Origin of the sequence: Agromyces sp. NPDC052230 (assembly GCF_040679595.1) — a bacterium.
In the GTDB taxonomy this organism is placed as follows: domain Bacteria; phylum Actinomycetota; class Actinomycetes; order Actinomycetales; family Microbacteriaceae; genus Agromyces.
In genome coordinates, this window is record NZ_JBFAVC010000006.1 from 22,230 (window position 1) to 46,055 (window position 23,826).

Sequence of the window (23,826 nt, forward strand, 5' to 3'; positions counted from 1 at the left end):
GCGGATTCCTAACTTTCGCCTATTCCTGACTCCGAGCGAGGCTGTCCCATGCGAGGACCTTGCGCTCGATGACTTCCATGAGGGTGTTCAGGAGGAAGCCAAGGATCGCCAGCAATACCAGCCAGGACCACAGGTCGGCCATCTTGAACATGTTCTGAGCGAGGATCAGCCGGTGACCGATGCCGTTGGTGGCGAGCATGAGCTCAGACACGATCGCGGCCAGCAACGACACAGTCGAGCCGATCCGGAGGCCGGCGAAGATGCGCGGCATCGCCGCGGGGATGATGACGCGGAAGAGCGTCTTGATGCGGCCGATCCGGAACGTGTGTGCGGTGTCGATGAGCGTGCGGTGGATGCTCGCCACACCGCTCGTCGTGTTGATCAGCACAAACCACATGACGGCGTATGCGATAAACGCGATCCGCATGCCGTCGTCACCGCCCAGCAAGATGATGAACAACGGGAGGGTGGCGGTCGCGGGGATGGAGCGCAGGAATTCCACATTGGGATCCGTGAGCTCGCGCAGGATCATCGATCGGCCGATCGCAGTGCCGGCGAGAATACCGACGGTCGATCCGATGATGAACCCGAGCAGCATCCGGCTCACGGTGCCGGCGACATCGACCGTGATGGCCTCGGTGAGGAAGAGGTGCGCGGGCGAACCCGAGAAAAACAGCTCCATCGATGTGCGAAGGATCCTCGATGGAGGCGGGAAGAACAGCGAAGGCACGGCGACCGTCGCCCACTCCCACACAAGGATCAGGACGATCAGGAAGCCGAACCCGTAGAGGAATCGGATGCTGAGGTCCTTTAGTCCGCGAACTACCATATTCGGCGCTGCGACTGTCGAGGTGCTCATCTCTAGACGCCCCCTCTCGTCGTCGTGTCCCAACTGAAGAATCGGCGCTCGAGGATGCCGAGCAGCACGTTGATCGCCAGGCCGAGAAGACCGGCGACGAGGATGCCGGCGTAGACCTCCTGGACTCGGTCACCCTGCACGCGCATCTGCGAGATGAACGCACCGAGTCCGGTTGCTCCACCTGCAATCAATTCCACTGTGATAATCACGATCAGCACGATCGAAGAGGAGACGCGGATACCAGTGGCGATGAACGGCGCCGCGCTGGGAAGGACGATGCGCCGGATGATCTCGGCACCTCCGAGGGTGAAGCTGCGCGCCATCTCCGTCGCTTTCGGATCGGTGCCACGAACCCCGTAGATCGTATTGAAAAGGATCGGCCAGATAGCCGCATACACGGCGATGATGAGCTTCATCTCGAGTCCGTTGCCCGCGATCATGATCACAAGCGGGATGAGCGCCACGGCGGGAAGGGTGCGCACGAGTTCGAAGACCGTCCGCGTGGCACGATATGTCCGGCCCGACAGTCCGAGCAGGAAGCCCAGGGGAATGCCCAGCAGGGCGGAGATCGACAGCCCCAAGAGCCACGTAAGCAGCGTCGATCCCACGACCATTAGGAAGGACGGGTCGGCAAAGAGGCCAATCATCGTCATGATGACCGTGGAGAACGGCGGCAGGAACTGCGGATCGACGAGGCCCAGGCGGCTGACGATCTCTAGGATCGCGATAAGCCCGAGAACGCCTGCTAGTCCGAGCCACAGGGCGCGCCTGCGCGTCGACTTCTTGCGGCTGCGTTTCACCGCCAGAGTCGCGAAGGCGGAAGTGGATTCACCATCCGGCTCGGTCTTTCGTATGGGCGACGTGAATGTGCTCACCGTCGATACCCTCCTGTGTCATTGAATTCGGCCCACCGGAGCAGAATCCGGTGGGCCGAATCGTTGCTATGCGTCGCAGTTGGTCGGCAGCGGAACCGTGATGGCCGCGATGTCGAACTCTTCGTCGATCCAGCCCAGCTCGTGCATCATCTCGGGGATGATCGTCGCCGGCTCGTTGGCCGCGGGCAGGTTCGGGTGGATATCGTTCGCGATTCCCTCTTCGGTGTACTTGAAGAAGCGCAGGGCGTCTTCGTACGCCTCCTGATCCTCGTTCGCCATCTCCGCACCTCGGAGCACGACGGCGCACTGGAATGCGGCAACGGTGTTCGGGTTCGCATCGACCCACGCACCATTGGCGAGCCACTGCGCGTCGGGGAACTCTGGCCACAGGCCCGGCTCGATTGCGAGGTCGATGACCTTCTGGGTCCCGAGCGCGCGGGCCGCATCCTGGAAGATCGATGTGACGGAGACCGCATCAACCTGGTCGTTCTGCAGGTTTGGAACCATCTCAGCCCATGGCAGGTTTACGAACTCGACCTTCGACGAGTCTCCTCCATCAGCGTTCACCGCCGTCTCGATGCGGGCCTGGTGGCCCGACAGCAGTCCGACCACGCCAACGCGCTTGCCTTCGAGATCCTTCGGGGTCTTGATGCTCTCATCGAGCACCTCGACGGTCTGCGTGTCCTCGGTGCCGCGGAGAACCTCGCCGATGATTCGCACGTCCGCCCCCTCGATGGACGCGGGGACTGAGAAGAACCCGTTGACGGCTCCGATCGGGATTGCCCCACTGATTACCTGGGCGAGCATGGCTGGAGCGTTCTCGGCAGGCTGCAGCTCGACGCTGATCCCATACTCTTCAGCGATGCCGTTCTGCATCGCCACCGGGATGGATGCGAATGCGTTCTGCGGGTATCCCGCCACGACGAGCTCCTTCTGCTCCGGAGCGAACGGGTCAGCCTCACCGCTGCCTTCGCTCGGAGCAGTGTCAGGCGCCGCGCCGCCACCTGAGCAGGCCGCAAGCGCCAGAATGGCTGCCGTGGCCGCGAGCATCCCAATGCTCCGCTGTGTCTTCGACTTCATTGTCCGTGCCTCTCTTCATTCATTTCATCCCCCTTCGGGGAGGTCAGGTTTCACCCAGCAAGTTGCATTCAATGATCATACAGTCCTGTGCGTGATCGGTGAACGCTGTGGTCGATTCGTTATGTCCTTCCAACGCGCACCACGAGTTTCCCGCGGTTGTCGCCGGTGAAGAGCTTGGAAAGCTGGTTCGCGGCGGATTCGAGCCCCACCGATTCCTCGATGCGGTGCTCGATCTGCCCACTGCGGAGGAGTTGTCGCAACTTCGCGAAGTAGTCGCCCCGGCGATGCCAGTGGCTGCCGGCCAGATATCCTTCGATCTTCAGTTCGCGGATGAGGACCAGGAACATGTTCCGTATGCCGACTCGGTGCGGCCCTTCCTCATAGTCGCTCATCACTCCGCAGATGGCGACCCGCCCGTGACGCGACATTGCACTCAATGCGGCATCTAGGGTCGCACCGCCAACCCCATCGAAGTACACGTCGACGCCCTCAGGCGCCGCCGCCCGGATCCCGGCCGCGAGATCGTCCTCAGACTTGTAGTCGATGGCGGCGGAGGCACCTGCCCGGAGGACATCGGTGCACTTGTCGGGACCGCCCGCAATCCCGATCACTCGGCAGCCGTGCGCCGCGGCTATGCCCACGGCGAGCCGTCCCGTCGCACCCCCGGCCGCAGAGACCAGCACAGTCTCACCGGGCTGGATCTTCGCGATCTCGTATAAGCCGACCATCGCGGCCATGCCGATATGCGAATAGATCGTGAGGTGCGCCGTGAGCGGTTCGTCCTCGGCCACGTCGACATGACGCATTCGTGCGCCCGGCACGACCGCAGTCTCCTGCCACTCCATGACGCCCGCGACGACGTCGCCCTCGATGAAGTCTGGGTGGCGCGACCGCAGTACGTTACCGAGCCCTTCGCCGACCATCGCGTCACCGATCCGTAGGTCGCGACCAATCTTCTCCCGCACGGTGTTCGCCGTCTCGAGCTTCAGCCAGTTCCGGTTCGTGGGATCAATGGAGAGGTAGAGTACCTCGATCAGGAGGTCGCCGTCTTCAGGGGCGGGCACGGCCCTGCGTTCGAGGCGCAGCACATCCGGCGAGTAGGCGCCTCGTGCATGGCGATCGATCACCAGCGCCGACGTATCGTGAGAACTCATGCCCGCGCCCCTTCCGTCGCTCGGAGGGGAGCAAAGAGGTCGTCGATCGTCGTGTGCGGCAGCGCGCGGATCACTGCTCCGAAATCGTCCACGGCGACCGTAGCAATGCGGCCGGTGAGCTTGCTGAGCACGGCATCGAGATCGGGTCTCAGGATATCGGGGTCGATGTCGGAATCGTCGGCGGAGACTTCACGGCCGTCTTTCAGCGAAACGACGACTTTCGCAGCCTGGGGATGCATGCTGTCTCCAGGGCGGAGCGGATGAGACGTGATCATCGCGAACGCGCTCTCCAATCGGCTGTCCACGAGCGCGGCATCGAAAGACGCTCTTGTGAGCGCAGCCCCGTCGCCGAGGGCGAGCGCCGCGAGAGCGAGCGGCCTGCTCATGTAGACGCCGTCGCCCACGAACGGGCCCCGGTCTTCGGTGCCTGGATAGTCCAATGACATCGGCGGAAGGTAGACGTCGACCGAGGAGATGTCGGAGAACTCGATGCCGTCCCTCGTCATTATCCGACTCAACGCCGCAACCGGGACCTGATTCGCCCCGCATGTGCTGTGGAGCTTGTGAGTAATCCCGGTTAGCACGGGCGACCCGATCGCATCCAATGCGGCGGCCCAGTCTACGTCCTCCCCCACAAGCGTCGCGTAAAGCCCGTGCGAGCCCTCGATCGTGTCAGCACGCATCGCGGCGAGCATCTCAGGGTCCAGTGCCGCAGCCAGACGTGCAGCCGCGAGACCGCTCGTGGCCGCGAGGCCCGGCTGACAGCGCCACTCAGGCGATCCAAGGGTGAGCGGCGCCAGGGTTCCGCCGGCGGCGCCGCTTGCAATGAGAATCGCAGCCGTGAGTCGGCGATCGTCTAGGCCAAAGATCGTCCCCGCTGCGATCGCCGCACCGACGGGCCCGAAGAGCGTAGTGTTGCGAAGCCCCCGCCGGGCGGCCCGCTCAGCGACTGGCGCGGCGATCAGCACCATCGCCTCGTAGCCGGCCACGACGGCCGACAGGAACTGCGCTGTGGACGCCCCGCGCTCCTGTGCGACCGCGAGCGCGACGGGAAGAACGATCGCACCAGGGTGGAGCATCGTGCCCGGGTGCGAGTCGTCCTGGAGGATCGCATGCACTCGCAGGGAGTTGGCGAGCACGGCCGCTTCGACACCCACTCCCTCGGGCGACCCGATTACGCTCGCGGGGCCGGATACAGCAGCGCCGGCAAGCGCGTCGGCCGAGCGAGAGGCCGGCGAGCCACCCGCCAACACGGCGTTAACCAGCGCATCCGCAATTACGACTCGAAGTTGGTCCATGCTCGCCGCGTCGAGCGTCGGGTTACGGACCCGCGCGAGGATGGCTTCCGCTACACCTTCGCAGTGGCGGGCTTGTCGGAACGCCGACGACGATGAAGCGGACATTCCCCACCTTTCCATTCCTCGACTCGACATTCACACCCTAACTGTAAGTTTGTATGAAAGCTAGTGAGCAACCAAACCAACAGAGCATCGCCGCACCCAGCCGGGACGAACGGCGATGTGGTGTGCGTTGCTCTACGCTTCGAGTTCCAACTCGTCGCTGAGCGCACGCGAGACGCAGACCATCATGGTCTCGTTCGCCCTGCGCTCGGCCGGCGTCAGTATCGCGTCGCGATGATCGGCGCGACCGGCGACGATGCGTGTCTCACACGACCCGCAAGTGCCCTCACGACACGAGTACGGCCATAAGACCCCCGACTCCTCCATCACGTCGAGGATCGACTTCTCGGCCGGTACACGAATGGTCTGGGCCGACTGCGTGAGCCGCACGCTGAAAGCCTCGGATGGTGCCGCGAGCGCAGACAGGTCGGGCTCGAACCGCTCGAAACGCATCGCGTCCTCGGACCACGCGGCGCCGGCAATGTCGGCCAGCAAGCTCGCTGGGCCGCACGCGTAAAGTAGGGTACCCTCCCTCGGCTCGCCCACGATCTCGCCGATCTCCGGGCGTCCCTCGACTCTCGATTCGATCACACGCACCCGCTCGCCCGGCAGCGCCGAGACCTCCTCGAGGAAAGCCATCCGACGGCGGTCACGTCCGACGTACACCAGGTTCCACTCCGCGCCGCGCCGTTCCGCTTCACGCACCATCGGCAGAATCGCCGTTATTCCGATCCCACCCGCAATGAAACGGTAGGAGGTCGCGTCCTCGAGTGTGAAATTGTTGCGCGGACCTCGCACCTCCAGGCGGTCGCCGACCCGCAGCTGGTCATGGATGTATGCCGACCCCCCGGCGCCGTGTTCCTCCCGAAGAATCGCGACTCGGTAGGTCGAACGATCGTCGCGCTCCCCGCACAGCGAATACTGCCTCACGAGTGAGTTGGGCAGCACGACGTCGATATGCGAGCCAGGAGTCCAGTCGGGCAGTGCGCTCGCGTCGTGAGCCTGAAGATCCAGAGCCAAACTATCGACGCCGACGCGGTGCATGCCAACCACCTCGCAGTCGATCACGACCTCACCCTTCGGCAGGGTGACGGCGACGTGGACCGGGCCACTGGACTGGCGCGGAGGCGCAGGCGCGCCGAGGTCGACGATCAATTCGGTGGTCTCGCTGACCGCATCGGCCTGTTTTCTCCCCCAATCGCCGGTCAGCACGAGATCCGGGAACCTTTCGGCGACGACCGTCATCGCCTCTTCGATCTCCATGCGCGCAAGATTCTGACCCATGCAGTTGTACGGGCCGGCCCCGAACATGAGCGGCCGCGCCGGCGGCCGGTTGAGTCGGTACTCATCGGGTGCTCCGAAGACCTCTGGATCTCGCTGGCCGGCGCGTGTCGACACGAATGCCCACGTCCCCTCAGGAATGATCACGTCATCGATCGCCACGTCCTTCGCAGCGATGCGGAAGATCGTGCCGAACCGCGGGTAAAGCCGAATGCCCTCCTCGATGATCGGTCCGCGGAGCGATTGGTTGGCAACGAATTCGCCCCAGCGATCCGGTTCGGTCAGGAGCATCCCGAAGACATTGCCCATCTGATGTGCGGTGTTGTCGACGCTCGCCTGGAGAAGGCCGAAGGATTGCGCCACGAGCTGCTCCTCGGTCATGAGGCCGTCCTGCTGTTGGCGGATCATTACCGATGTGAAGTCGTCACCGAGGTTTTGACGGCGCGCATCCAGGTGCTCCCGCACGATGCCGACGGACTCCAGAATCGCGGCCTCCGCCTCTTCCCGACGTGAGACGTTGACCTTAAGCAGTGTACCGAGGAGCGAATCCGCGATCCGAATGACCGTGTCGGCCCGATCGTGCGGAATTGAGACGAGATCGCAGTATGTGCGCGCGGGGATCTGCCAGCAGAGCTCCATGAGATCCCACGCCGACGGGCTCTCTACCTCATCCAGTACATTGTGGACGATCGCTCGGATGGATTGGCGCATCTTGCTGATCTGGGTAGGCCGGAAGAGCGCCGCCATCGATGCGCGCATCTGCCGGCGCTCGTCACCCTCCTTGTTGGGAATAACCATGTCCATGTATCGACGCGCTTCGCCCTGGATCCCGAGCTGATCGAGCCGATACTGGAATGAGGGCCCCTTGAGCAGGTCCGGATGCTCCAGCACCTGCATGCCCGGGTCGTAGCTGAACACCTCGATGCCACGGCTGCTCCGACCGGCCCAGTGGCGCTCGCGGTTCGAGCGCAGATCGGCGTCGTCCGTGAGGTCGCCGATAACGGCAGGAATCTCGTCGATGGTCTTCACAGCCCACCGTCCACAGCAAGCAGGTGGCCGGTGACGAACGAAGCGGAGGGCGAGAGGAGGAATGCCACACCCCCGGCGATGTCCTCCGGCGTGGCCAGTCTGCCGAGCGCGCTCATTTTGCGGCGGATCTCGTAGCCGTCATCATCCACGACCTCGCGCGCACCGGGGGTGCGAACGGCACCCGGAACGATACCGTTAACGCGGATGCCCCTCGGGCCCAACTCCCGCGCCGCCTGCCACGTCAGGCTCGACACCGCGCCCTTTACGGCCGAGTAGGCGCTGCTACCATCGACGCCGCGGGTCGCCGCCGGCGAGGACATGTTCACGATCACCCCGCTGCCGTGGCGCTCCATGATCGGGATGACTGCTTGCATCGTCCAAAAGGCGGCCTTCACGGCAATCCCGAACATTCCATCGAGCGAGCTTTCGGCGATCTCCGTGATGGGTGCGTAGTGCACCCACATCGCATTGTTGACGACGGCATCCACGCGACCCAGTCGCGCATCGATGTCACCAAACAGTGCCACAACGGCGGCACGATCCGTCACATCGATGGAATGCGCCTCCACATGCTCGTCGCCGAGGCGTGCCGCCACCGACTGCACGGTGGCCGGGTCGCGGTCCACCGCAACGATATACCAGCCGTCTTCGACGAGTCGCTCCGTGATCGCCTCACCGATCCCCCGACCGGCACCGGTGATCACCGCTACTCGCGTTCGTTCAAGGTTCATGGGCGTCTTCTCCCTCGGCGCGTCTCGACAGCATGGTTGCCCGCGAGGAGCGCGGGCAGCATCTTTTTGAATGTGACACTCATAATAACTCAAACCGCCATGGATGGAGCAGACAATCTGACTGTCGGACAGGAGTCGAAGTTATGCTGGGCTGATGGACTTTCGAACCCGGACCCGCGGCCGTCCTCGGGTCGGCGACCCCGATACAATCAGCGCGATCGCGCTTGGGCTGATGACCCGCGATGGGTGGGCACCCACCACGATGGATGGAATCGCGCAGGCTTCCGGCATCAGCACCCCCACGCTGTTCCGCTACTTTCCGTCGAAGGCTTCGGTGCTCTGGCACGGGATGGACGAGAACGCCGAGCGCTTCCGAACGGAGTTCACGCGGCGCATCCAGCACCCGTCCTCGTTGGACACCATCTTCGACAGCTACCTCGCGATGCTCCTCTCGGATCCGTGTCGGTTGCGCCTGATCAAGGCGAGAATCGCAATCATGGAGCGAGACCAGGATGCGTCAGCCGCGTCGTGGTCGAAGTTCGAGGAGTGGCGTCGACTCGTCACGGGATTCGTGGCAATAGTCCGCGACGAGTCCGAAGACGCGCTGGAAGTTCGCATCCAAGGAGCGGCGATGTGGTCCGCGCTGTCGTCAGCGTTGTCCGCCTGGGCACTGAGCGCCGACCATGACCCGGCTGCCTATATCGAAACAGCGCAGCGCTGCATGATCCCGAGCGGTCGCTGCGAGTAGGACCAGTGGCCAGTTGACATTGCACATCGTCTAGTTGAATACCGCACGAGTCGTCCGACGCCAGGCGTTCCTCGAACCCTCAATCCAATCCGTTGCGATGTTGAAGCATTTGGTGTGCATACTGGTTGCATACAACATCTGGACATTGAGGATTGCTTCGTGGACTTGAATAACCGTGTGATCATCGTCGGCGCTGGTAATGCCGCGCTCTGTGCCGCCATCTCCGCCCGGGAGAACGGTGCCGAGGTGCTCGTGCTCGAGCGTGCCCCCAAGGAACTCCGGGGTGGGAACAGCGCGTTCACAGCCGGCGCCATGCGAGTGGCCTATGAAGACGCCGATGGCTTGCGTCATCTAATGCCGGACCTCACAGAGGAGGAACTGCAGGCGACCGACTTTGGGAGCTACAGCCAAGAGCGATTTTATGACGACATCAGCCGCGTCACCGAGTACCGCGCGGATCCTGACCTTGCCGACCTGCTAGTGAGTGAGTCGATGCCTACTATGCGGTGGATGCGGACCCATGGCGTGCGCTTCTTGCCTATCTATGGACGCCAGGCGTTCAAGGTGGACGGGAAGTTCACCTTCTGGGGCGGTCTCACCGTCGAGGCCCGTGGAGGAGGACCTGGCCTCGTCGAAACGCTGTGTGCGGAGGCGGAACGAATGGGAATCGAGATCCGGTACGGAACCGAGGCGATAGGCCTCGAACGCGGAGACGAAGGAATCAAAGGCGTCAGAGTGAGGGCCGCCGGGGGCAGCGTTGAGGTACTGCCCGCACGAGCCGTTGTCCTGGCGGCTGGCGGCTTCCAGGCGAACCCGGAGTGGCGCACCCGATACCTGGGTCCGGGATGGGATCTCGCCAAGGTCCGTGGAACCCGGTTCAACACCGGAGGTGGCATCCGAATCGGGCTGGAAGTCGGCGCCGCCCCCGCGGGCAATTGGTCGGGATGTCATGCCGTGGGATGGGAGCGCAACGCCCCGGAGTTCGGGGACCTTGAAGTCGGTGACGGGTTCCAGAAGCACTCATACCCATTCGGCATCATGGTGAATTCCGATGGCAAGCGCTTCGTTGACGAAGGTGCGGACTTTCGCAACTACACGTACGCGAAGTATGGGCGCAGGGTGCTTGAACAACCGCAACAGTTCGCGTGGCAAATCTTCGACCAGAAGGTCACCCATCTCCTGCGCGACGAGTACCGCATTCGACAGGTGACCAAGGTCACCGCGAACTCACTCGAGGAACTTGCCCACAAACTCGACGGCGTCGATCCGTCTGCCTTCCTCGAAACAATCGACGAGTACAACGGCGCCGTTCAGGCCGAGGTGCCCTTCAACCCGAACCTCAAGGACGGCCGCAGGACAACCGGTCTCGCCGTCAACAAGTCCAACTGGGCCAACACGATCGATGAGGGGCCGTTCGAGGCCTACCAGATCACGTGTGGCATTACCTTCACTTTCGGTGGCCTTCGCGTGGACACCCTCGGGCGCGCCCTCGACGAGTCCGAACGGCCGATTCCAGGGCTGTACGTCGCTGGCGAAATGGCGGGCGGACTCTTCTACTTCAACTACCCGGGTGGTTCCGGACTCACATACGGTGCCGTCCTCGGCAAGCGCGCGGGTGCCACGGCAGCGGCACACGTAGCAGCGCAGACAGTTGTTCCGGCAGCACATGGCAGTGCGAGTATGTGACCCACCGTCCAGGCGAGCCCGCCAAACGAGTCGATTCAGGGAGCGGTGAGTAGCTCACTCGCCATTCGCCGCTCGACTGCTTGTCGAGCGGGCTCGAGTAATGACTGCAGCACGTATCGAAGCGCCCGCTCTGCTTCGTCCGGCCTGGGCCTGGTGAACGCAAGCTGGACGTCCGCCACGAGCGTCGCCAGTCGTCTGCGTACCGCGAGGCCGTACTCGGTGAGGCTAACGGTCTTGCGCCCGGCGTCGATCGGATCGGGTCGCCAGCCGATGAGTCCCTTCCGCTCAATGCATGCGACGAGGTCGGCGATGGTCGACCTCGTCGCACAGATCGCGCTGTCTGGCATGGCCCCAGCTTGCGAGCACGACGAGGCTCAAGTACTGCACGCTCGAGACCTCGGTCGACACGATCCGTGACCACGCGGCCACGTGCAATCTCTCAGCACGGCGGATGAGGAATCCGATGTGCACCTCCAGCCTCCCCAGTCAAAAGGTATTGGCCGTCCACATTGACAACGACATCGCTCCACGCGGTATCAGTAATAGTGGCGCGATCGTCATCGTCCGAGTGGACCGGATTGTGATGGCGGGGCGAGCAATTCGGTAACGTCGCGTGTGCGGTCAGCGAGAGCACTAGCGCTAGGTACAGTCCCAATCCTGTAGACCCAGCGTCCCGGAATGGGAGCGCCACTTCTAGAACGCCGCGAGGTCGATGTCGTGGTTGATGGCAGCGGAAGATCTCGTGTACGTCGAAGACGGCGTTGCTGTCGGCGCCATCTCGGGTGAAGCGACTCCGGCGCGTCGCTCGGCGATGCCGTGAAGTCGAGCAGCGCCGGGCCCGCTTATCGCCGACGGCTTAGATCCGCCAACTGCCGTCGGCAGGGGGCACGTACGCGCACAGGATAATTGCAACGAGCTGACCCGCACGGTGCCGAGAAAACTCGACCACCCAAGGGATCTCACCCATCCGATCGAAGCGACGGGTGTTCCAGCGTTTCCCATCCCAACCTCGGCTTTGGATCCAGCTGCACGGGAGTTAAGAATCGCGATCCCACCGACAGCGCGGCCCGTCACCTCGCAGTCGAGCTGGCGAGGTGCGCGTCATCGACCACCGACTGGGTGCCAACTCGATGCCAGGTGCGGTTGCGATAGACGAGCCCATCGTCTGCGAGGGAGCGGTCTGACACGCTTGCGTCCACTGCCTCCGCGACGAATACGGTGGAACCGCCGGCATCGATGCGGTGGACGATCCGAGCACGCAGCCAGACCCCGGCCTCCGCGAATACTGGCTCCCCCGTCGGAAGCTGGCTCCATCGCGTTTCGTCGGCGAAGCGATCCACTCCGCGTGCAGCGCCAAGTCTGGCGAGCTCGAGGTTGCTGGCGGTGAGCAGGTGGATTATCACGGCATCGGCACGCTTCAACACATCGGCGCTTGAGGACAGCACCGAGACCGAGAACATCAGCAGTGGCGGCTCGGCGCTGACTGCTGAGACCGATGATGCGGTGAGAGCGACGCATGTTCCGTTCACGTTCGCCGAGATGAGCGCGACACCGCTCGGGTGGAGCCGGAACGCAGCCTTGAATTCCGCTGCGGTGATCATGACTGTGAGGCGAGGAATCGGACGGCCGCCTGCCGCCAGTTGAGCGTGACGTGGTGGGAGATCATCTCGACGTCCCGCTTGGCGCGGGACACTGGGTGGTCGGCGTTGCCGGCCTTAGCGCCCACGAGCGAGAAGATCTGCTGGACGGCCCGCAGTGAGGTTCGAGTGACCAGGGCGTTGTCTCGCAGCTCGCGCGCAACGTCGGACTCCGATGATTCGACACGATGCCGCGCACGCTCCGATGCCTCGAAGCTGCGGCGCTCGATCAGGAGTCGTGCCATCTCGATGTCTCCCTGAGCCTGCGCGAATTCGCTTGCGACATAGTCCTGATCCGCGAGTCGGACGGTACCGCCGAGGGCGTTCGCGACCCGCGTGCTGGAACCGGCGGTCTCTGCGAAGTGTTCCGCCGCGCCCCAGGCGGCGCCAACCGCGCAGCTTGCGAACGGGAATCGACCGTTCGACGGCCACGTGGCCCACATTGTGTCGAACGTGGGGTGCACCGACCGGCGTTCCTTGAGCTTGCGCACGGTGTCCTTCGTCGCTTGGACGCGGTGCTCGGGGACGAAGACATCTTGGACGGCCATGGTACGGCTACCGGTGCCACGCATCCCGGTGGGGAACCAGTCGTCGATGGTCGTCGTGTCCTCGCGGGGAACGATGAACATGTGGCCCTCGCCATCTTCGCCGACGGGTGCGTTGAAGATCAGCCACTCGGAGAAGTCGGAGCCGCTGCAGAAGCCCCACTGGCCGGTGAGGCGGTAGCCGCCGGGCACGCGCTTCGTGATGGCTTTGGGGTTGAGGTTGGTGTTGCCGGCGAGTGTGGCGTAGGTGTCGGTGCCCCAGATCTCGTCTTGTACCTCTTCGGGGTAGGCGACGATCGCCATGTTGTCAGAGCTGAGAATCGAGAAGATCCAAGCGGTAGAGGCACATCCTCGAGCGAGAATCATCGCGATTCTTGCGTGCTCGTGCTCGGTGAGCTCGAGTCCGCCGTACTTCTTTGGCTTCAGCACGTGATAGAAGCCGGCGTCCCCGAGGCGACGGTAGGTGTCCTCGTGGATGCGGCGTTCGCGATCGACTTCGGGGGCACGCTCTCGCAGCAGGGGGACAAGGGCCTCGGCCGCGGTCAACAGGTCATCGGCGGTGAGTGTCGCCGAGGGCGCGGGCCGAATACCGGTTCGGCCTTCGAGAGTGGTGGTGTCCATGGCGGTCGCCTCTCCTGCGGCGGTCAGTGGCCGCGATCATCGTTGATGAACCCATCCTCGGACTGATGGCTTTATGCGGTCAAACGGATCAATTCGCGGAATATGCACTACTCAGTCGAATAATCAGCGTTCTTGAGGGTAGTGCCGCCTCATTAGGTCGATCAGGGCGCGGACGCGGGAGGACATCTCACCGCCACGTGGCCGCGCGAGGACGACGGGCACGGCCAGCGGTGGAGGCACGATGTCCTTCTCGATGATCGGAAGCCCCTCGTAGCTGAGCTTGTTGACGGGTCGCTGGACGAGGATCGCGTACTCAGTGTCCGATCGCGCGACGAGCGAACGTGTCAACTCGAACGCGTGTGTGCGATGGCGGACGTTCGGCGTCAAACCCTGGGCTTCGAAGATCGACATCGCGTACCGCGTGCTGGGTGTCTGGTCATAAAGGACAAGGGGGACTGGCGCTAACTCCTCCAGCGTGACGGTTTCGCGGGCCGCCAGGGGATGGCGTTCACCGAAGAGCGCGTAACCCCGCGCCTCGTAAAGGGTGAACCGGTCGAAGGCTTCCAGGCCTCCCACGTCGTACATGATCGCCGCGTCGATCGTGCCGTCGACCAGCGCGTCTTGCAACTCGTCCTGAGCCCCGACCATGAAGTCCACTGAGACCCGCGGATGCTGCTCCTCGTACTCGTCGAGCAGGCGTGGCAGCACTGTGGGTGCGAGCGTTACGAAGCAGCCGACCACAAGGGGACCGACCAATTCGCTCCCACCGCCGCCCACCGCATAGCTCAACTCAGCCACATACTCGAGCAGTCGCTTGGCCTTGTCGAAGATCAGGCGGCCGGTTGGCGTCAGCTTCACGCCCTGCGCCCGACGGCGGACACACAGATCAGCGCCGAGCGCCCGCTCGAGTTCAGTGATCGAGGCCGAGATCGCCGAGGCCGAGTAGCTCAACCGCTTCGCCGCACCGCTGATGGTTCCTTCCTCCGCCGCAGCAACGAAGTTGGCGATCTGCCGCAGGGTCACCTCACCCCTGGCGACGCCGGCAGCTACACCTTCCGCACTGGATTCCATTCGCCAAGACTAATCCACACTTGGATGGTGGTTCTTCATCAATTTGTTCTGTTTGACTGAATATACCGCTCAGCACAGGATGGGGTCGGGTCGATGAGACCACGACCAGCGTCGGTCGCGGCAGGCACAGGAGGCACGACATCCATGAGAATCACCCCAGCTAGACGACGGGCTACCGTGATCGCCGCGACGGTCGGCATCCTTGCACTCGGACTTACCGCGTGCGCCCGCGGAGGAGACACCGGGCCGGGAACCGGCGAAGGCGCGGCTGCCTCGCCAGGCATCACCGACACCACTCTCACCCTGGGATCGACGTCGCCGCTCACCGGCAACGCCGCCGGCGTTGGAAACTGCGCGATCGACGGAGCAATCGCCTACTTCGAAGCGAAGAACGCCGAGGGCGGCATCACCTTCGGGGACGGCAAGACGCGCACCATCGAGGTGAAAGCGTATGACGACGGCTATGACCCACAGAAGGCGCTAGCGAACTTCCAACAGATGGTGAGCGACGGGGTGTTCGCCACCACGCTGAGCCTCGGCACCCCGACCAACCGTGCCTGGCGTGAAGCCGCGATCGACGAAGAAGTCCCCCAAGTTCTATTGCAGACTGGCGACCCGCTATTCAGCGATCGCGAGCAAAGCCCCTGGCAACTCGGCCTACTGCCGGTCTACCCGCAGGAGGGTGAGGCGTTCGGTGAGATGCTCGCCGCCTCGCCGAACGATCACAAGGTCGCCATCCTCTATCAGAACGACGATTACGGCCACGGATACGTCGAGGGATTGAAGGCGGCACTCGAGGACGCGGACAACGTAGAGATCGTCAAGGAACTCACCTACGAGGCGACCGACGTCGACGTCTCGGCACAGATCACCGAACTTGCCAGCACTGGTGCCGACGTCTTCTACAACGCGATGTCGTCGCTCGCGCCCCTTGTGCTCGGCTCTCTCCAGCGCGCGCACGCCCTTGGATGGCACCCGAGCCTGTTCCTCCCGTCAACGACGTCCAGTCCCGGCGTGTACCTCACTCCGTCCGGCGTGGCCGACCAGTTCCCCGCGATCTACACGACGGCATCCTCTCTGGTAGCCGGTTCTCCGACCTTCCAGGAAAGCCAGGACGGCAAGGCATTCCTGGCCGCAATGGACGAATACACGGACCAGGATGGCGTACCCGGGTTCCCCCAGTGTGTGTGGAGCTGGATCGGCGCATCGATCCTCGAGCAGGCCTTCATGAAGATGGAAGAGCCCACGCGGGAGAGCTTCATGGAGGCTCTCTTCTCGATCGAAGGGTTCGAAGCCCCCTTCCTCCTCCCCGGTGGCACGATCGATACCACCAAGGACGGACTCCCGGCGATGAGCGAGGTCAAAGTGATGGCGTTCAACGGCACCGGATTCGCTCCAGTGGAATCCCTCCAGTAGACGAGCGCCAATGAACCCTGGAGCGGGGTCAGATGTGGATCGGGTCCCATCTGACCCCGCTCCCGCGTTGCGTCTGGGTGCGCGGGCGCGGTCAGGTTGAGGCAGGTCGGAATCTTACGTCTTGGTGCAATCGGGTCGGCTGACGGAGCGTTGGCGAACACGTCGACGAGGAGTCGTGACTCGGCCTGGGTTTCGTTCCGTCGTCTAGTTCAGGATGGATGACGATGCCGGGTCGGCTACACACGTCCATGGGTCTGCTGCACGAGTAGGTGACATCTGAGTTGGCTTGCCCTGCGGGGTGGGCTGGAAGGATGTTGCTGTGCCCAAGCCTTACCCGAGTGAGTTCCGTGACGACGTGGTCCGTGTCGCGCGGAACCGTGAGCCCGGTGTGACGATCGAGCAGATCGCGCATGACTTCGGGGTCCATCCGATGACGCTGCAGAAGTGGCTCCACCGCGCCAAGGTCGAAGAGGGAACGGCGCCCGGCCAGACCCGGTCGGAGTCAGCGGAGTTGCGTGAGGCGCGGAAGCGGATCCGGCTCCTCGAGCAGGAGAACGAAGTCCTGCGGCGGGCGGCGGCGTACTTGTCGCAGGCGAATCTGCCGTCAAAAGGCTCTACCCGCTCGTGAAGGAGCTCGCCGAGGACAGGAAGGTCCCTGTCTCGGTGACGTGCCGGGTGCTCAAGCTCGCCCGCCAGCCCTACTACCGGTGGCTGGCCGACCCCATCACCGACGCCGAACTGATGGAGGCGTGTCGCGCGAACGCACTGTTCGACGCGCACCGCGACGACCCCGGAGTTCGGGCACCGGCTCCTGGCCGACGAAGCCCGTGATGCCGGCCAGGCGATGGCCGACCGGACCGCGTGGCGGATCTGCGCGGACAACGGCTGGTGGTCCGCGTTTGGGAAGAGGTTGACGGACATCACCGAGCACCGCACCGCAGAGGGCAAGGTGTACCTCTGCGCGGTCAAGGACGTCTACTCGAACCGGATCGTCGGCTACTCGATCGATTCGAGGATGAAGTCACGCCTTGCCGTCACGGCGATCGAGATCGCCGTCGCCCGCCGCGGTGACGTCGCCGGATGCATCGTGCACTCCGACAGGGCAGCCAGTTTCGAAGCCGGAAGGTGCTCCGCACCCTGGCCCGTCACCACATGGTCGGATCGATGGGCAGGGTCGGCGCCGCGGGCGACAACGCGGCCATGGAGTTCTTCTTCAGCCTGCTGCAGAAGAACGTCCTGAACCGCCGCACCTGGGCAACCCGGGACGAGCTCCGGATCGCGATCGTGACCTGGATCGAGCGGACCTACCACCGCCGCCGCCGCCAGCCCCGTCTCGGTCGTTTGACCCCGGTCGAGTTCGAGGCCATCATGAACACGCCAGCCGCTCTGGCTGCGTGACTACAACCTGTCACCTATCCGTGCAGCAGACCCCCTTGGCGGCGGGGTGTCAAAGCGCATCACCGTGGGACACGAGCACCTCCCTGTTCTCGAGTGAGGAAACTAGACAGGTCCACTCTCGACCGGGAGGCCCTCACCCGTCTATCGCAGGTCACAAATCAACCAACGACCCTGAGCAGCACCCGTTAGTCACCTATGCAACTGAGCCCCTGGATACCCAGGTAGACCACACCAGGGTCCTCAGACCACTCTTCGCGGAGGTCGACGATCTGGTGATCGCCGATGCTCATGACCTCCGGGAGCTCACCAGTCATATTGGCCAACAAGTCGAAGTCTGAGCCACGCCGCACCATCGCATCGACAGGCGCTGGCGAGCAGTCCCGCAATGCGACCACCTCGATCGTCCAGCAGGTCATGTACGCGTCCGCGGATTCGGACGGCGCACAGGCCCGAGGCTCCAAGGTCCGATACGCGAGCCCTTCCCGTTTGTCCGTGAACCCGTTGGGAACCTGCATCTGCTCGGGTATAGCCGGCGCCTCCCCTGGTTCAGCGGATGCAGCCCGCGGACCCTCGATAGACACGTGCGACACACAACCGGTGATCAGAAGCGCGACCATCAATGCGGTAACCGCGCAGGCTCCCATTCGGGCGACGCGACCAGCCAACTCCACCTGCTTTCGGACGTGGCCCGCCGAGCAGCCGAGCTCGACCAGCTTGCCAGATACATACCGCCATAGACGATCGAGTTCGGCGCAATGCCGATTCTTGGTGGAGCGGTTCGCGCGGCGGCAGCGAGCATAGGCGGTTCGACTTATGCTCCCCTTGGTTGGGCGGACACATCGCCAGACGAGAAGAGGAGTCGAGGTGAGACGAGAACGCTCGAGCGCGGCTCAGCGCGCACCGAAGAGACTTCAGTGCCACCGGAAAAATACCAGTTCAGAGGTCCGTGCCGTCCTTCTGAGCCTTGGCTGATCAGGAGATGAGGTTCTTCTCCGTGACGAACGAATGCTCACCGGTCTCGTCCTTCCAGTAGACGAGCGTCGGCGAGGTCGCGCCGTTCAACGGTGCCGACGCATCAAGTGCCGTCCGAGTCGCTCGAGCGGACTCGATGAGCGAATGGAACTCGCTCATGATCTCCCGCTCGCTCTCCATCGTCGACGTGTAGGCGGCGTTGCGCTTTGCGAGCTCCTTCTCGAGGCTGGCTCCCTCGCCGACCGGGAAGCTCCGTGCGGCCCAGTTCATGTCCTGGAGCTTCGTCTCGAGCTGATTGATCTCATCCTTGAGCACTCGCGAACGGTCCTGCAGATGCTGCCAGAACAAAATCCCGTCGTCGATGACGGACTTCAGTCGTTCCATTGACGAGCTGACCGATTTCGGGTTTTCCTGCATATCGACACAGACACGAAGGTAGGCCACACGGAGTTCCACGAAGGAGGCAAGCATCGAGCTGTGGGCGTCATAGTTCGCCTGCTTGACCTCAGCGAGGTCATCGACGTTCATCGCGCTGCGCCCCTCCACAAGCTGGCGGAACCTGGCGGCAAGGGCTCTCACGTCACGCTCCGCGAGTGCGAGCCGCACGAGCATGTCGCGTGAGAAGCCTCCTTCGAGACTGTATTGGGAGTACACCTCGTCGACGATCCTGGATGCAGCGAGCAGCTCTCCCGCGTGCGTCGCTTCGATCCTCGCGATTACCTTGTCCAAGGTGCTCTTGATGACATCGAGCTTCCGGTCGATCTGCTTGAACTGCTGCATCATCACTGCAGTATTGAGAGCCTGGATCGCGAGGATCGGCGCCACGACCGGAAGTGAACTCGCCACGGCAATGAACGGCGCCTGGGCCACGATTCCGCTGGCGCCCATCACGGCGCTGCCGACGCCGTTGCCCAATGTCATGAGCGTGGCGGGATTCGCGGTCGCCATGAAGAGCGTGGACGAGAACGCTGCCGATAACGCGGTCGCTCCGCCCGCCGCTCCCGCGACGGCCAGCGACATGGCACCCTGGCGTGAGACGACCTTCGCGTCAGGGACGTAGTTCCCAGTGGTCAGATAGCCCTCGCGAAGGCTGGAGATCAACAAGTCTCGCAATTTGCCTTGGAACTCGAAGACCGCGAGATCCGCCCCTTCCTTGCCCAATCGTCGAACCGCGACCTCTTGAGTCTGCACTGCTGCGGCTGTGTCCACGTCTCTCCCTCTTTGGGTCCGATCGTATTCGTGCGTTTCGGGTGGATTGCTCTCCGCCGGAACAGTCGTTTCCGTCACCGCTTGATCGCCTCTCGGATTGCATCATCGAGCTGGAAGATGCCCGAGCGGACCTCCTCATGCAACGCGTAGAGCTTCTCGGTGTCCTTCGAGCTCACCCAGGTGTCACGCTTGGGCAGTTGGTCAGGCTCAAGGTCGGTGATGTTCGCGACGGCGATAATCCCCTTGTCCTTGTCGATCCGGCCATAGTCGTTCGCGAACCACGCCTTGACCGTGACGGCGGATGCGTCGGCATCAGGCGCAACCAGGTACACGAGCTCCGGCGAACGGCGCGCGAGGGACTTTCGACGAGGCGCCGACTCCTTCCGCGCAGTCGGGTTCGGATAGCAGCGGCCGCAGCGCTTCAGGTCCACATCTGCGGGCGTTGCGTCGCGAACGTCGTTGAGGGCAGTCTCGAGGTTGCAGTCTGCGACGATCGCGCCCTCCCCATAGCGCGAGAAGAATGCCTTGTGGAGCATGCCCGTCGTCGAGACGCCCACCCGCTCGATCGCCGGACGTGCGGCGGTCGCGCGTGCCGCGGCGCTGGCGGCCAGTGCGGCGGGCGACGACTGCGGCGGCGTCGCGTAGTCGGGCAACGGTGCGCGAGCGGAGTCACTGGGCGTCGGGACGAATGCAGACTTCAGCCGGTCGAAGAAGGAGGGCACGATTCTCACATTCAAGTCAGGGTGGTGCAAGGACAGTCGAGACACAGTATGGCGTGACCGGCAGACGTTGGTGGCCGTGCGGGCGCTCAGGCCTGAGTGCCTGATGCAGGCAAGAGCGAAAATCGGGCATGACGCCCATATGCGCCGGTCGTGGGTGTCAATTCCACATGCGGTGGCGCTGGAATTGAGGCGCGTTTCACTGAATCCGGGTCCACGCCGCACGGAGATCGTCGGAAGAGGCGGGGAACGGATGCTGAGTAGCCAGTCCCCCGATCAGGCCCCGCCATGGGATCCACACCAGCGTGTCGCTGCGCACGGATGCGTAGAGGGGACCTCCTCTGCGCCGGTAGTCTCACGGCGTGCCGATTCAATCGCCGCTAGCGGACTTCGCCGGGTCCGCCGACCCGCGCCTCGTCTATGCGCGTGAGGTCGCCACGGGCCGGGTCGTGCATATGCCGGACGGTCATGCAGAACGCTTCCGAGAGCGTGCGCGCGCCGGCGAGCTCATCTGCGTCGTCCCTGAGTGCAGCTCGCCCCGCCTAAAGGCGATGAATCGCGGCAACCGCCGCGACGGGTTCGCCCACTTCCGCAAGGTCGAGCAGCACGCGCCGATGGGCACCCATCACCTGCAGGCGCAGCTCATGCTCGAGAGGTGGCTCCGCTCGCGCTACCCGGACGCCGTAGTCGAGATGGAGGCGACGACCGAGGACGGCTGCCGGCGCGCAGACGTGATGCTCCTCTCCCCCACCGGCCGGCGAGCGGCGTTCGAAGTACAGTACGCGGCGCTCACACCTCATGCGTGGCAAGCACGGCACGACGACTACACCAGCCAGGGCATCGTCGACATCTGGCTCTGGGGCCACGTTTCGCCGCACCTGCGGCACATTCGCGGCGTGGACGACCGACTCGCGCCGACCCCGGTGATGCAGAGGCTCTCCGACCAGGGACTTCCGGTGCTCTGGATCAACCCCGAGACCGAGCAGCTGGGCGTCGCGCTCGGGGCGGCGTTCTCGAATGAAACCGGGCGATACCTCTCGCTCAGTGTCGGGGATCAGGCGGAGCTCAATGTACAGCCGCTCGATGCGTTCCGACTCATGGCCGATCGCGGATTCACGTGCGACCTCATCGAGCAGGTTCGTCACGCTGAGGCGATTGCTCACCAACTCCACATGAAGGCAGAGGCGCGCGAGCGGAAGCGGATCGCCGACGAGCTCGAGCGCCAGCGCAACGTGGCCGGCTTCCTCGAGCGGGTGGCCGCAAAGGCTGAAGAGCGTGTCCTGACGTGGCGAGAGCAGCCCGAGCGCATAGCAGTGCTGGACGCCTACGGCGGCAGTTGGCCGACGTTCCTGGACCTGAAGGTCGAAGGCTTCTCCCCTCGGGCGGGCGGTCGAGTGGTGATCCAGCTGCCTTGGGCGCCGGAGCACTGGCAGGGTCGACTGTACGCGCGGTTCATCCACAGGAGGGCCGCGGGGACTCAGGTCACGCTCAAAGCCATGACCGAAGCACTCGAAGCGGCCGACTCGGACGTCCGCTACGCGCGGGAGGCGGTGCAGGCCTGGTCTCGCGAGCTCGTCGCACGCCGGGTGCTTCGCCGGGAGACGTACCAGCGCAGTGACGGTGAGCCGGGCATCCGATACGTCGTCGGCGATCTAGAACAGGTCGCCCGCAATCCTCGGTATCGTCGCGGGCTCTCGGACCCGTTCAGCGGCTCAGCTTCGGTGGCTGGTGAGGATCCGATTCGATGACGCCCGGCGGCAGTGGCTAATCCACAGAGGCGTCGGATATAGGGAGACGACGAAGGCCAACGCTTCGGCCGGAAGGGCCGCGATATGGACCCACGCGGGTGTGTTGATCGCCACCTCGAGGCGGGACAAGGGGAAGGCTGGTGACCGTGGACGACACTAAGCAACCAGATCGGCAACTGTCGCCTGCCGCAGATCCGGAGAGCGTGTCGGGGTTCGTTGCCCGAGTGCTCAATCAACTCAGCATTAGCGCCTGGCTGCCAGGAGCGTTCCTCATTGCGAGCCTCATCTCGCTGGGATGGTTCTGGAAGAGCGGGGAGGTCTCTTTCAGCGGCATCGGATCGTTCATCCAGGTGAACTGGATTCCAGTGCTCATCCTCGCACTGCCGGCTCTGGTTATCGCGACCCTGCTTACGCAAGCCTTTTCATTTGAAGCCATACGGGCGCTCGAAGGCTACTGGGGCCACCACGGACCAGCCTCGGTACTTAGGAGCCTGGGGATTAGATACCAGCTCGCACGACAACGCGGGCTGAAGATGCGTCAACGAAAGACCCTCGTGACGGCGTTTCAGCGGACAAAGTCGCGGCTGAGCGAACGTCGCGTGGACGGGTTGGTCTTGCTAGCGATTGAGAATGACCTCGCCTTGGTTCCGCGCCCGCCGGATCTGACTGAGAACCAACACGAGGAAGCGGACGAGCTGCAATTGCAGTGGGTGAAGTACTGCGAACCCTGGGACAACGCAAAATTGACCCGGTTTGAGCTGGAGTTGAAGGAGTTCCCGGAACACTCGCGAATCATGCCGACGAAGTTAGGCAACATTCTTCGAACTACTGAGGATCGCCTCCGCAATACCAACGGGGATCTTGAGGGCTTCGTGATGGCACACCGCGGCGTCGCATCTGCCCGCGTCTTGGAACATCACGATCAATTCCGCACGCGTCTAGACATGTACTGCATGCTCGTGTTCGTCGCGGCCACGGCAGCATTAGTGTCGCTTCCACTTCTGTGGGGAATGCCGATTCTCGGACAGATTGCGGTGCCACTCGCGTTGGTTGCAGTGTCATGGGCAAGCTACCGCGCGGCACTTTCAAGTGCGCGCGGCTATGTGACAACCTTGCGACAGATCGATGCCGCAGCACTCGCAGCATTGGGCTCTAAGACGAGCTAATCGGCTGCATCAACGCCCTACCGCATTTCCTGCACAACATCTCGACGAGTGCCGGCTTCTCGAATCCGCATTCCGGGCAACGGTAGATCTGGCCCCTTGGACCGTCGACGCCTGGCGGCCGATCGTCTACCATGCCGCCGATGGTCCTCCCTCTGTGCCCGCGCGTCAAGAACCAGCCTCGAGAACCGCGCGATCTTCGAGCGCGAGGGTCGCATTGAGCGTGGCCTGCGGGCCGGCGTGCGGCTGCTCGAGGATCTGAAGCCGCTCGAACGGCTGACGGCCGTGGCCGAGGTGCGCGGCGACGGCACTTGATCGGCATTCAGGTCGCCAACGGTGACCCGTCATGGGTACAGCACGGCGCCCGACGCCAGCACGTAATTGCGCGATCGCCCTACAGGTCGTGCTGACGCCCCGCTCATGATCACGGACGGTCAAGACGACCGCCTGGCCCGGTGATCCGGGAGGAGGTCACTGCGGACGC

General features: G+C 63.7%; 19 protein-coding genes and 1 pseudogene. 7 read left to right on the top strand and 13 right to left on the bottom strand.

Going from position 1 to position 23,826, the window contains the following annotated elements; genetic code table 11:
* Positions 1 to 19: 19 nt before the first annotated feature.
* The 7 genes from AB0K73_RS13710 to AB0K73_RS13740 form a co-directional block, all read right to left on the bottom strand.
* Positions 20 to 892 (bottom strand): ABC transporter permease, encoded by an 873-nt coding sequence (locus tag AB0K73_RS13710; RefSeq protein WP_360513772.1) that lies wholly within the window; start codon positions 890 to 892, stop codon positions 20 to 22.
* Positions 862 to 1,734, bottom strand: coding sequence for an ABC transporter permease (locus AB0K73_RS13715; protein WP_360513775.1), 873 nt, complete (start codon positions 1,732 to 1,734; stop codon positions 862 to 864). Before AB0K73_RS13715 ends, AB0K73_RS13710 begins: the two co-directional genes overlap by 31 nt.
* 66 nt (positions 1,735 to 1,800) lie before the next feature.
* A complete protein-coding gene (locus tag AB0K73_RS13720) occupies positions 1,801 to 2,814 on the bottom strand; it encodes an ABC transporter substrate-binding protein (protein WP_360513779.1) in 1,014 nt (337 codons plus the stop codon).
* 119 nt (positions 2,815 to 2,933) lie between these two features.
* A complete protein-coding gene (locus tag AB0K73_RS13725; RefSeq protein ID WP_364775383.1) occupies positions 2,934 to 3,968 on the bottom strand; it encodes an NADP-dependent oxidoreductase in 1,035 nt (344 codons plus the stop codon).
* On the bottom strand, positions 3,965 to 5,371 hold the full coding sequence (locus AB0K73_RS13730) for an MmgE/PrpD family protein (RefSeq protein ID WP_360513785.1): 1,407 nt from the start codon (positions 5,369 to 5,371) through the stop codon (positions 3,965 to 3,967). The genes AB0K73_RS13725 and AB0K73_RS13730 overlap by 4 nt, the downstream gene beginning before the upstream one ends.
* A gap of 132 nt (positions 5,372 to 5,503) precedes the next feature.
* Positions 5,504 to 7,678, bottom strand: a complete 2,175-nt coding sequence (locus AB0K73_RS13735; protein ID WP_360513788.1) for a cytochrome P450 — start codon at positions 7,676 to 7,678, stop codon at positions 5,504 to 5,506.
* Entirely contained in the window at positions 7,675 to 8,409 is a 735-nt protein-coding gene (locus AB0K73_RS13740; RefSeq protein ID WP_360513791.1) for an SDR family oxidoreductase, read from the bottom strand. Before AB0K73_RS13740 ends, AB0K73_RS13735 begins: the two co-directional genes overlap by 4 nt.
* Before the next feature lie 154 nt (positions 8,410 to 8,563).
* Between AB0K73_RS13740 and AB0K73_RS13745 the strand changes: the two genes are divergently transcribed.
* A complete protein-coding gene (locus tag AB0K73_RS13745; RefSeq protein ID WP_360513794.1) occupies positions 8,564 to 9,157 on the top strand; it encodes a TetR/AcrR family transcriptional regulator in 594 nt (197 codons plus the stop codon).
* A 159-nt stretch (positions 9,158 to 9,316) separates the two neighbouring features.
* Positions 9,317 to 10,843, top strand: a complete 1,527-nt coding sequence (gene tcuA, locus AB0K73_RS13750; protein ID WP_360513797.1) for an FAD-dependent tricarballylate dehydrogenase TcuA — start codon at positions 9,317 to 9,319, stop codon at positions 10,841 to 10,843.
* 35 nt (positions 10,844 to 10,878) lie between these two features.
* Here tcuA and AB0K73_RS13755 read toward each other — a convergent pair whose 3' ends face one another.
* From AB0K73_RS13755 to AB0K73_RS13770, 4 genes are all read right to left on the bottom strand, one after another.
* Positions 10,879 to 11,190, bottom strand: a complete 312-nt coding sequence (locus AB0K73_RS13755; protein WP_360513800.1) for a MarR family winged helix-turn-helix transcriptional regulator — start codon at positions 11,188 to 11,190, stop codon at positions 10,879 to 10,881.
* 723 nt (positions 11,191 to 11,913) lie between these two features.
* The gene (locus AB0K73_RS13760) at positions 11,914 to 12,444 is read right to left on the bottom strand and encodes a flavin reductase family protein (protein WP_360513803.1); all 531 of its coding nucleotides are present in this window, start codon (positions 12,442 to 12,444) and stop codon (positions 11,914 to 11,916) included.
* Positions 12,441 to 13,646: an acyl-CoA dehydrogenase family protein gene (locus tag AB0K73_RS13765; RefSeq protein ID WP_360513806.1), complete on the bottom strand. Its 1,206-nt coding sequence runs from the start codon at positions 13,644 to 13,646 to the stop codon at positions 12,441 to 12,443. The genes AB0K73_RS13760 and AB0K73_RS13765 overlap by 4 nt, the downstream gene beginning before the upstream one ends.
* Positions 13,647 to 13,769: 123 nt before the next feature.
* On the bottom strand, positions 13,770 to 14,717 hold the full coding sequence (locus AB0K73_RS13770) for a LysR substrate-binding domain-containing protein (protein WP_360513809.1): 948 nt from the start codon (positions 14,715 to 14,717) through the stop codon (positions 13,770 to 13,772).
* Between the two features lie 177 nt (positions 14,718 to 14,894).
* Here AB0K73_RS13770 and AB0K73_RS13775 point away from each other — a divergent pair, with 177 nt between their 5' ends.
* Both AB0K73_RS13775 and AB0K73_RS13780 read left to right on the top strand, forming a co-directional pair.
* The gene (locus tag AB0K73_RS13775; protein ID WP_360513812.1) at positions 14,895 to 16,133 is read left to right on the top strand and encodes an ABC transporter substrate-binding protein; all 1,239 of its coding nucleotides are present in this window, start codon (positions 14,895 to 14,897) and stop codon (positions 16,131 to 16,133) included.
* 319 nt (positions 16,134 to 16,452) lie between these two features.
* A pseudogene (locus AB0K73_RS13780) lies at positions 16,453 to 17,531 on the top strand (IS3 family transposase).
* 972 nt (positions 17,532 to 18,503) lie between these two features.
* Here AB0K73_RS13780 and AB0K73_RS13785 read toward each other — a convergent pair.
* Positions 18,504 to 19,712, bottom strand: coding sequence for a hypothetical protein (locus AB0K73_RS13785; RefSeq protein ID WP_360513815.1), 1,209 nt, complete (start codon positions 19,710 to 19,712; stop codon positions 18,504 to 18,506).
* A gap of 74 nt (positions 19,713 to 19,786) precedes the next feature.
* Complete coding sequence (locus AB0K73_RS13790) at positions 19,787 to 20,479, bottom strand: hypothetical protein (protein ID WP_364775387.1); 693 nt, start codon at positions 20,477 to 20,479, stop codon at positions 19,787 to 19,789.
* A gap of 503 nt (positions 20,480 to 20,982) precedes the next feature.
* Between AB0K73_RS13790 and AB0K73_RS13795 the strand changes: the two genes are divergently transcribed.
* The 3 genes from AB0K73_RS13795 (at position 20,983) to AB0K73_RS13805 (ending at position 23,657) form a co-directional block, all read left to right on the top strand.
* Positions 20,983 to 22,179 carry a competence protein CoiA family protein gene (locus AB0K73_RS13795; RefSeq protein ID WP_360513821.1) on the top strand — a complete coding sequence of 399 codons (1,197 nt, stop codon included), beginning with the start codon at positions 20,983 to 20,985 and terminating at the stop codon, positions 22,177 to 22,179.
* Between the two features lie 140 nt (positions 22,180 to 22,319).
* A complete protein-coding gene (locus tag AB0K73_RS13800; protein WP_360513824.1) occupies positions 22,320 to 23,345 on the top strand; it encodes a hypothetical protein in 1,026 nt (341 codons plus the stop codon).
* A 96-nt stretch (positions 23,346 to 23,441) separates the two neighbouring features.
* On the top strand, positions 23,442 to 23,657 hold the full coding sequence (locus AB0K73_RS13805; RefSeq protein WP_360513827.1) for a hypothetical protein: 216 nt from the start codon (positions 23,442 to 23,444) through the stop codon (positions 23,655 to 23,657).
* Positions 23,658 to 23,826 lie beyond the last annotated feature (169 nt).

What these genes read in the sequence shown, in the direction of transcription:
- AB0K73_RS13720 (WP_360513779.1), bottom strand. Translation starts at nt 2,814, where the DNA reads ATGAAGTCGAAGACACAGCGGAGCATTGGGATGCTCGCGGCCACGGCA.
- AB0K73_RS13725 (WP_364775383.1), bottom strand. Translation starts at nt 3,968, where the DNA reads ATGAGTTCTCACGATACGTCGGCGCTGGTGATCGATCGCCATGCACGA.
- AB0K73_RS13730 (WP_360513785.1), bottom strand. Translation starts at nt 5,371, where the DNA reads ATGTCCGCTTCATCGTCGTCGGCGTTCCGACAAGCCCGCCACTGCGAA.
- AB0K73_RS13740 (WP_360513791.1), bottom strand. Translation starts at nt 8,409, where the DNA reads ATGAACCTTGAACGAACGCGAGTAGCGGTGATCACCGGTGCCGGTCGG.
- AB0K73_RS13745 (WP_360513794.1), top strand. Translation starts at nt 8,564, where the DNA reads ATGGACTTTCGAACCCGGACCCGCGGCCGTCCTCGGGTCGGCGACCCC.
- AB0K73_RS13755 (WP_360513800.1), bottom strand. Translation starts at nt 11,190, where the DNA reads ATGCCAGACAGCGCGATCTGTGCGACGAGGTCGACCATCGCCGACCTC.
- AB0K73_RS13760 (WP_360513803.1), bottom strand. Translation starts at nt 12,444, where the DNA reads ATGATCACCGCAGCGGAATTCAAGGCTGCGTTCCGGCTCCACCCGAGC.
- AB0K73_RS13765 (WP_360513806.1), bottom strand. Translation starts at nt 13,646, where the DNA reads ATGGACACCACCACTCTCGAAGGCCGAACCGGTATTCGGCCCGCGCCC.
- AB0K73_RS13770 (WP_360513809.1), bottom strand. Translation starts at nt 14,717, where the DNA reads ATGGAATCCAGTGCGGAAGGTGTAGCTGCCGGCGTCGCCAGGGGTGAG.
- AB0K73_RS13795 (WP_360513821.1), top strand. Translation starts at nt 20,983, where the DNA reads ATGAATCGCGGCAACCGCCGCGACGGGTTCGCCCACTTCCGCAAGGTC.